5 protein-coding genes and 1 rRNA gene are annotated in these 5,997 nt (G+C 64.5%); 4 read left to right on the top strand and 2 right to left on the bottom strand.

Features of this window, described 5'->3' with window-relative positions:
* Both AC3IFE_RS18555 and AC3IFE_RS18550 read right to left on the bottom strand, forming a co-directional pair.
* A 16S ribosomal RNA gene (locus AC3IFE_RS18555) occupies positions 1 to 183 on the bottom strand; the annotation flags it as partial.
* A 568-nt stretch (positions 184 to 751) separates the two neighbouring features.
* The gene (locus tag AC3IFE_RS18550; protein ID WP_489191496.1) at positions 752 to 1,528 is read right to left on the bottom strand and encodes an enoyl-CoA hydratase; all 777 of its coding nucleotides are present in this window, start codon (positions 1,526 to 1,528) and stop codon (positions 752 to 754) included.
* Positions 1,529 to 1,657: 129 nt separating this feature from the next.
* Between AC3IFE_RS18550 and paaN the strand changes: the two genes are divergently transcribed.
* The 4 genes from paaN (at position 1,658) to paaI (ending at position 5,945) form a co-directional block, all read left to right on the top strand.
* Positions 1,658 to 3,364, top strand: a complete 1,707-nt coding sequence (gene paaN / locus AC3IFE_RS18545) for a phenylacetic acid degradation protein PaaN (RefSeq protein WP_489191495.1) — start codon at positions 1,658 to 1,660, stop codon at positions 3,362 to 3,364.
* An 87-nt stretch (positions 3,365 to 3,451) separates the two neighbouring features.
* On the top strand, positions 3,452 to 4,654 hold the full coding sequence (gene pcaF, locus AC3IFE_RS18540; RefSeq protein ID WP_489191494.1) for a 3-oxoadipyl-CoA thiolase: 1,203 nt from the start codon (positions 3,452 to 3,454) through the stop codon (positions 4,652 to 4,654).
* A 45-nt stretch (positions 4,655 to 4,699) separates the two neighbouring features.
* Positions 4,700 to 5,491: a 2-(1,2-epoxy-1,2-dihydrophenyl)acetyl-CoA isomerase PaaG gene (gene paaG, locus AC3IFE_RS18535; RefSeq protein WP_489191492.1), complete on the top strand. Its 792-nt coding sequence runs from the start codon at positions 4,700 to 4,702 to the stop codon at positions 5,489 to 5,491.
* A gap of 1 nt (position 5,492) precedes the next feature.
* On the top strand, positions 5,493 to 5,945 hold the full coding sequence (gene paaI, locus AC3IFE_RS18530) for a hydroxyphenylacetyl-CoA thioesterase PaaI (RefSeq protein ID WP_089466575.1): 453 nt from the start codon (positions 5,493 to 5,495) through the stop codon (positions 5,943 to 5,945).
* The last annotated feature ends 52 nt before the right edge of the window (positions 5,946 to 5,997 follow it).

Below are 5,997 nucleotides of genomic sequence, written 5' to 3'. Positions count from 1 at the left end.
GGATCGTATGCGGTATTAATCCGGCTTTCGCCGGGCTATCCCCCACTACAGGACATGTTCCGATGTATTACTCACCCGTTCGCCACTCGCCACCAGGTGCAAGCACCCGTGCTGCCGTTCGACTTGCATGTGTAAGGCATGCCGCCAGCGTTCAATCTGAGCCAGGATCAAACTCTTCAGTTCAAACCTGTTACTGTTTTCGGTTCGGTTAAGAACCGGTCGCTCACTCAAAGCTGACAGGAATATGAATCACTTCATAAACCTGACTTACTTTAGTGTGAGACTCTTGATACTTTCGCTATCTGATCCGAGGATCAGCTCGCTGCCATCAAGCGCCCACACTTATCGGCTGTTAATTTTTAAAGAGCATTTCTGCGAGGAATCTTGAACCCCTCAGCAGCGCTGCGTTTTCAGCAGCAGAGAAGCGAGATTATGAACCGTGTTTCGCAGCCCGTCAACAACTTTCTACACGACTTCGTTGCGACTGCGGGGCTCAACTTCCTGCGCCGCCCAGGTTCGCTACTTCCCGAACCCGACAGCACCGCTTCCCTTCCTCCCGCGCCGTGTTTCCGTTAGCGCGAAAGAGGCGTGATTCTAAGCACCCGCCCCCATCCGCGCAAGCCCTTTGTGAAGAAAGTTTGAAAAAGCCCCCGTGCGCTCACGCGCACGAGGGCTTTGACGCATCGGGCGAAGCAATCGCGCCGGCGACGGATACAGATCAGTACCGGATACCCACCGAGGCGCCGGCCGATCAGCGATGCTTGAACACCGGCTTCCGCTTCTCGACGAACGCCGCCATCCCTTCCTTCTGGTCTTCGGTTGCGAACAACGAATGGAACAACCGGCGCTCGAAGTGGACGCCTTCAGCCAGCGTCGTCTCGTACGCACGGTTCACCGACTCCTTGACCATCATGACCGCCGGCAGCGAAAACTCGGTGATCGTCGTCGCCGCGGCAATCGCTTCGTCGAGCAGTTTGTCGGCCGGCAACACGCGCGATACGAGCCCGGCACGTTCGGCCTCGACGGCATCCATGAAGCGCGCGGTCAGACACATGTCCATTGCCTTCGCCTTCGATACCGCACGCGGCAGACGTTGCGTGCCGCCGGCCCCCGGCATGACGCCCAACTTGATTTCCGGCTGGCCGAATTTGGCCGTGTCCGCCGCGAAGATGATGTCGCACATCATCGCGAGTTCGCAGCCACCGCCCAACGCAAAGCCCGAAACCGCGGCAATGATCGGTTTGCGAATCTCGCGGACCGTCTCCCAGTTACGCGTGATGTAGTCGCCCCGATAAGCATCCATATAGGAGTAGGTCGCCATCATGCCGATGTCCGCGCCGGCTGCGAACGCCTTCTCGCTGCCGGTCACGACGATTGCGCCGATATCGTCGTCCGCGTCGAACGCCTTCAGCGCAGCGCCCAGCTCATCCATCAGCGCATCGTTCAGCGCATTCAGCGCCTTCGGACGGTTCAGCGTCACCAGACCGACACGCCCCCGGGTCTCCACCAGGATGTTCTCGTAAGCCATCTATTTCTCCTCGATCAATGAAATGAGAAACGCCTCGCACATGCGAATAGTTTGATGCTACCATTCTCCGACCAACCGGTCGGTTAATTAATTGATCCGATCCCTCTCAACGTTCATCAAGCCGCCGCCATGACCCATGCCCTGTTCACGAAGCACGAAGACACGCTGAAACACGCACTCGCCGCCATCGAGAGCCGCGGGTACTGGAGCCCGTTCGCCGAAATGCCGAGCCCCAAAGTGTACGGGGAAAGCGCAAGCGCGGACGGCGAGGCCGCGTTCAAGTCGCACCTCGACAAGACCTTCGTGCTCGACCAGCCGGCGTCCGACGAAACGGTCGGCACCGAGCGCTCGCCGTACGGCATCGCACTGGGCATCCGGTATCCGAAATCGACGCCCGACGCCCTGATCGCTGCCTCACGCGCCGCACAACGCACATGGCGCGAAGCCGGCCCCAGCGCGTGGGTCGGCGTCAGCCTCGAAATCCTTGCGCGCCTGAATCGTGCAAGCTTCGAAATCGCCTACAGCGTGATGCACACGACCGGGCAAGCCTTCATGATGGCGTTCCAGGCCGGCGGCCCGCACGCGCAGGACCGCGCCCTCGAGGCGGTCGCCTATGCGTGGAACGAACTGCACCGTATCCCGGCCGATGCGCACTGGGAAAAGCCGCAAGGCAAGAACCCGCCTCTCGCGATGCACAAGCGCTACACGATCGTGCCGCGCGGCACGGGCCTCGTGCTCGGCTGCTGCACGTTCCCGACCTGGAACGGCTACCCCGGCCTGTTCGCCGATCTGGCGACCGGTAATACCGTGATCGTCAAACCGCACCCGGGCGCCATCCTGCCGCTCGCGATCACGGTGCGGATCGCCCGCGAGGTGCTGCGCGAAGCCGGGTTCGATCCGAACGTGGTCACCCTCCTCGCGACCGAACCGAACGACGGCGCGCTCGTCCAGGATCTCGCGCTGCGCCCCGAGATCAAGCTGATCGATTTCACCGGCAGCACGCAGAACGGCACGTGGCTCGAACGCCATGCCCACCAGGCGCAGGTGTACACCGAGAAAGCCGGCGTCAACCAGATCGTGATCGACTCGACCGACGACCTGAAGGCCGCCGCCAAGAACATCGCGTTCTCGCTGGCGCTGTACTCCGGCCAGATGTGCACGGCGCCGCAGAACATCTACGTGCCGCGCGACGGTATCCGGACGGCCGACGGCCATGCAAGCTTCGACGAAGTCGCGCAAGCGATCGCGATTGCCGTGCAAAAGCTCACCGGTGACCCGGCACGCTCGGTCGAATTGATCGGCGCGATCCAGAACGACGGCGTGACCGCACGCATCGACGACGCGCGCAAGCTCGGTCGCGTGCTCGCCGACAGCGTGACGCTCCAGCATCCCGCCTTCCCCGACGCGCGCGTGCGCACGCCGCTCGTACTGCAGCTCGACGTGGCCGACCGCGAGAAATTCACGCAGGAGTGGTTCGGCCCGATTTCGTTCGTGATCGCGACCGACTCGACCGCACAATCCCTCGATCTGGCCGGTGAAATCGCCGCAGAGCATGGCGCGCTGACCCTCTCCGTCTACAGCACCGACGACGCGATCATCGATACCGCGCACGACGCGGCGGTGCGTGGCGGCGTCGCGCTGTCGATCAACCTGACGAGCGGCGTATTCGTCAACCAGTCGGCCGCGTTCTCCGACTTCCACGGCACGGGCGCGAACCCGGCAGCCAACGCCGCGCTGGCCGACCCGGCATTCGTCGCCAGCCGGTTCCGCGTGGTGCAAAGTCGCGTCCATGTTGCCCCGAAGGCGGCACCTGCGGAAGCCGGCCAGACGGCATAACCCGATTGGCCGACGTGCAAACGCCGCCATGTTCTCTACCATGAACGAATCCGCCACCCGGCGGGTTCGTCACTCACCGATACGCTCATGACAGACGCCTACATCTGCGACGCGATTCGTACCCCCATCGGCCGCTACGGCGGCGCCCTGAAAGATGTCCGCGCCGACGACCTTGGCGCGGTGCCGCTCAAGGGGCTGATCGAGCGCAACCGTAACGTCGACTGGGCGGCGATCGACGACGTGATCTACGGCTGCGCGAACCAGGCCGGCGAGGACAACCGCAACGTCGCGCGCATGTCGGCGCTCCTGGCGGGCCTGCCCATCGCGGTGCCGGGCACGACGCTGAACCGGTTGTGCGGCTCCGGGATGGACGCGGTCGGCACGGCCGCGCGCGCGATCAAGGCGGGTGAAGCGCGCCTGATGATCGCAGGCGGCGTCGAGAGCATGACGCGCGCGCCGTTCGTGATGGGCAAGGCCGCGAGCGCGTTCGCGCGCCAGGCCGACATCTTCGATACGACGATCGGCTGGCGTTTCGTCAATCCGATGATGAAGCAGCTGTACGGCGTCGATTCGATGCCGGAAACCGCCGAGAACGTCGCGGTCGACTACCACATCAGCCGCGCGGATCAGGATTTGTTCGCGCTGCGCAGCCAGCAGAAAGCCGCGCGGGCGCAGCAAGAGGGCACGCTGGCTGAAGAAATCGTCGCGGTCACGATTGCGCAGAAGAAAGGCGATGCGATCGTCGTGTCGCGCGACGAACACCCGCGCGAAACGTCGCTCGAGGCGCTTGCGAAGCTGAAGGGTGTCGTGCGCCCGGACGGCTCCGTGACGGCCGGCAACGCGTCGGGCGTGAACGACGGCGCCTGCGCGCTGCTGCTCGCGAATGCGCAGGCAGCCGACCAGTATGGCCTGCGCCGCCGCGCGCGTGTCGTCGGCATGGCAACCGCCGGCGTCGAGCCACGCGTGATGGGCATCGGTCCTGCGCCGGCCACGCAGAAACTGTTGGCCCAGCTTGGCATGACGATCGACCAGTTCGACGTGATCGAACTGAACGAAGCGTTCGCATCGCAAGGTCTCGCCGTGCTGCGCATGCTCGGCGTCGCCGACGACGATCCGCGCGTGAACCCGAACGGCGGTGCGATCGCGCTCGGCCACCCGCTCGGCGCATCGGGCGCGCGGCTCGTCACCACGGCGCTCCATCAACTCGAGCGTATCGGCGGCCGCTTCGCGCTCTGTACGATGTGTATCGGCGTCGGCCAGGGCATCGCACTCGCGATCGAACGCGTGTAACCGACACGCCGCGCGCCTATAACGAAGTCATGACGGAGATACTGCATGTCCTATCAGGCGATCCAGCTGGATATCGATCAGGCCGCGCGCGTGGCCACGATCACGCTCAACCGCCCCGACAAGCTGAACAGCTTCACGCGGGCGATGCATCGCGAACTGCAGTCTGCGCTCGATGAAGTCGAGGCGGCCGGTGCACGCGCGCTGATTCTGACGGGTGCGGGGCGCGGCTTCTGCGCGGGCCAGGATCTGGCCGACCTCGATTTCACACCGGGCGCGTCCACCGACCTCGGCACACTGATCGACGAGCATTTCAATCCGCTGATCCGCCGCCTGCAGCGTCTGCCGATTCCGGTGATCGCCGCCGTCAACGGCACGGCGGCCGGCGCCGGCGCGAATCTCGCACTCGCGTGCGATCTCGTGTTCGCCGCCCGCTCGAGCAGTTTCATCCAGGCCTTCGTGAAGATCGGGCTGGTACCCGATTCAGGCGGCACGTGGTTCCTGCCGCAACGCATCGGCATGGCGCGCGCGCTGGGGCTCGCGCTGACCGGCGACAAGCTCGGCGCCGAGCAGGCCGAACAGTGGGGACTGATCTGGCGAGCGGTCGACGACGACGCGCTCCTTGCGACGGCCCGCCAGCTCGCCGCCCAGCTCGCGCAGCAGCCGACGCTCGCGATCGCGTCGATCAAGCAGTCGATGCGAAACAGCGTCACGAACACGCTCGATCAGCAGCTCGACGTGGAACGCGACCTGCAACGCAAGCTCGGCCAGTCGCACGACTATGCGGAAGGTGTACAGGCCTTCATCGAAAAGCGCGCGCCGCGCTTCGAGGGGCGTTGACATGACGAACGCCACCGCCACGCTCGACCCCGACTCGCTCGCCCGCGCCACCGCGCAAGCCATGTACGACGCCGATGCCTGCAGCCGCGCATTCGGCATGGAAATCGCCGAAGTCCGCGCCGGCTATGCCCGCCTGCAGATGCGCGTGCGGCCCGAATTCCTGAACGGGCACCAGACCTGTCACGGCGGGATCATCTTCACGCTCGCCGATTCGACGTTCGCGTTCGCATGCAATTCGTACAACGTGAATGCGGTCGCGGCCGGCTGCTCGATCGAATTCCTGCGCCCCGTGCACGGCGGCGACATGCTGACGGCCGAGGCGATCGAACAGGCGCGTGCCGGTCGCCACGGCATCTACGACATCCGCGTCACGAACCAGACAGGCGACACGGTCGCGATGTTTCGCGGCAAATCCGCCCAGATCAAGGGCACGGTCATCCCGGAAGACCGCTGACGGCGACGGCTCGCCCATAACAAACACTGGAGACATGCATGACTACCCCGCT

The sequence above is a fragment of the Burkholderia sp. APQ4-4ca genome (assembly GCF_057837105.1).
The sequence above is the reverse complement of the archived record's forward strand: the minus strand, read 5'-3'. Positions and strand labels throughout refer to the sequence as shown.

What these genes read in the sequence shown, in the direction of transcription:
- AC3IFE_RS18550 (WP_489191496.1), bottom strand. Translation starts at nt 1,528, where the DNA reads ATGGCTTACGAGAACATCCTGGTGGAGACCCGGGGGCGTGTCGGTCTG.
- paaN (WP_489191495.1), top strand. Translation starts at nt 1,658, where the DNA reads ATGACCCATGCCCTGTTCACGAAGCACGAAGACACGCTGAAACACGCA.
- pcaF (WP_489191494.1), top strand. Translation starts at nt 3,452, where the DNA reads ATGACAGACGCCTACATCTGCGACGCGATTCGTACCCCCATCGGCCGC.
- paaG (WP_489191492.1), top strand. Translation starts at nt 4,700, where the DNA reads ATGTCCTATCAGGCGATCCAGCTGGATATCGATCAGGCCGCGCGCGTG.
- paaI (WP_089466575.1), top strand. Translation starts at nt 5,493, where the DNA reads ATGACGAACGCCACCGCCACGCTCGACCCCGACTCGCTCGCCCGCGCC.